3 pseudogenes are annotated in these 2,458 nt (G+C 42.6%); 2 read left to right on the plus strand and 1 reads right to left on the minus strand.

Features of this window, described 5'->3' with window-relative positions:
- Both F6K38_RS39400 and iscB read left to right on the plus strand, forming a co-directional pair.
- Positions 1-358 (plus strand): annotated as a pseudogene (locus F6K38_RS39400) (hypothetical protein); the annotation flags it as partial.
- 248 nt (positions 359-606) lie between these two features.
- Positions 607-1,925: pseudogene (gene iscB / locus F6K38_RS39405) on the plus strand (RNA-guided endonuclease IscB).
- Positions 1,926-2,251: 326 nt separating this feature from the next.
- On the opposite strand, the pseudogene F6K38_RS39410 reads toward iscB, so the two are convergent.
- Positions 2,252-2,458: pseudogene (locus F6K38_RS39410) on the minus strand (hypothetical protein); the annotation flags it as partial.

Below are 2,458 nucleotides of genomic sequence, written 5' to 3' on the forward strand. Positions count from 1 at the left end.
CTCTGTGGTGTTTCTAGATTATGATGTACTTACTGCTACTGGGTACAGTCTTATTCAGAATGCTCACAACGTTCAACTGAAGGGCTATGAAGCGATGCAGCGCGGTCTTGGGGGTTTCCCCCATGAGCAACTGCATCAAGAAGCGATTTGGTTCTCAAATAAAAATGCAACCAGTGCCTATAGTTGCATTATATTCCAATTGCCGACACACTTCAAGAACCAACATGGGTACACAATTTCAAAGCTCAATCACGCTTATCCCTTATGGGGAGAGCCTTTCAATGGCATAGTAGTACAAACGAACGGGGGAACTTCAGTCATGAACGTCAATAACTCACCGCTAAGTCTTTCGGCGTAGCCGACGCTGCGCGAACAGACTATAGCGGGAGCTTGCGAAAAAGCTCATAGTTGACCAGTCTAAGTTCTCAGAGAACTCCGTTATTTCTAAGAGTTAGTGTTCCTACCTGGGGATGCGTAGCTAGTCCCCAGCTCTAGAACCCGATTGTTAAACAGACGTAGTTGAGTTAAGTCAGTGCAATGGGGATAGTACCGAGAAATAACTTTGACTAAGCTAACTTTACCCTAGCAATAGGAGAAAACACAATTATGCGTGTCTTTGTACTCAATAAAAATCGACAACCTTTAGACCCCTGTAAACCGGCAAGAGCTAGAATTCTACTAACAGCCGGTAAGGCATTAGTCTATCGTCGCTATCCATTTACTATAATTTTAACGGAGGAAATCGAAGAGCCAATAACTCACACTCATCAGCTCAAAATAGACCCGGTCGCAAAAACAAGCGGTTTGGCGATCGTTCAAAATAACCGAGTAGTTTGGGGATGTGAACTTACCCACAGAGGTTTTCAAATTCGAGATGCTTTGACTTCTCGCAGACAATTAAGGCGTGCTCGCCGTAACCGAAAAACTCGGTATCGCAAGCCTAGATTTCTTAACCGGTCTAGACCAGAAGGATGGTTAGCTCCTAGTCTAATGTCTAGAGTTCACAACATCTTGACTTGGGTTAAAAAACTAACTTGTTTGTGTCCTATTACAGGTCTTTCTCAAGAATTGGTTAGATTTGATACTCAGAAGTTGCAGAATCCTGAAATATCTGGCATTGAGTATCAGCAAGGTACGCTCTACGGTTACGAACTTCGAGAATATCTACAGGTGCGACCCAAGGGCGATTTACTCGCCCATTGGAAAGCGCACCTTTTGAAAAATGGAATCGTAAATGTGCATACTGTGGGGTAACGAATACTCGGTTAGAGATTGATCATATTAAGCCATTATCTAAAGGTGGTTCTAATCGAGTTTCTAATCTAGCTATTGCGTGTCATTTATGTAATCAGGCTAAATCCGACCAAGAAATTGAGCAGTTCTTATCTGGAAAAATTGATGTTATAAAACGGGTTTTGTCTCAAGCGAAGCGACCTTTAGCTGATGGGGCTGCCGTTAATACGACTCGCTGGAAGTTGTACCATGAATTAAAACTCATCGGGTTACCTGTCGAAGTCGGTAGTGGTGGTTTGACCAAGTTCAACCGATGTCGTCAAGACCTGCCCAAAACTCACTGGCTGGATGCTGCAAATGTTGGCAAAGTTGACACCTTGATCCTTGAGAGTTATCAACCTTTAATTGTCACCGCCAAAGGACACGGTACTCGTAAAATTTGTCGAACAAACAAGTACGGTTTTCCCATCCGTTACTGCTCAATAACTAAGATTCACAAGGGTTTTCAAACAGGGGATATTGTTCGTGCTGTTGTAACTAAAGGCCAAAAAATAGGGACTTATTTAGGAAGAGTTGCAACCCGGAAATCAGGCTCTTTTAATATTTCAACTAAGTCAGGACTGGTGCAGGAAATTAGTCACAAATACTGTCAATTTATTCACAGAAAGGATGGTTATGCTTATACAATTTAAACCCTGTCCTCAGAGACGAAACCTTAGAATAAAGAAGCCTTATTTCATTAGTTTCAACCCTTCTATGTATAGCCTGTCGCCTATAAAGGCTTCTTTATTCTTACGGAAATTTCAACCCTTTCCTATAGACGAAACCTTAGGAGATTGGAGCCTTATTACAACAGACTTAAACTTTAACTCACAGACTACCAACCACAAAGGCTCCAATCTCCTTACGGTAACTTCAAACACCGCGTGCGTCAAAGATTATAGCGGGAGTCTCCAGGGAGGCGGAAAGATGAAAGGAGGGTCAATTGGCGACTGTATCTTGGATGAGATCATTGGCCTCAAAGCCTTATATAGTAAGATTTTGAGGGCTCATGTCGCCCCCTCAGGTCAAACACGACAATCAATTCACTTTGGTACGTACAGGTTAAATTTGAACAAAGATAGTCATAAAACTGGGCATAATGTTCTAACCACCAAAAGGCGGACCAGGCAAAAACTATCTTCTTTGCTCCGGCCTCACGTAATCGCTCTAATTCCTGAATGGC

This window comes from Moorena sp. SIO3B2, from assembly GCF_010692525.1.
In the GTDB taxonomy this organism is placed as follows: Bacteria; Cyanobacteriota; Cyanobacteriia; order Cyanobacteriales; family Coleofasciculaceae; genus Moorena; species Moorena producens.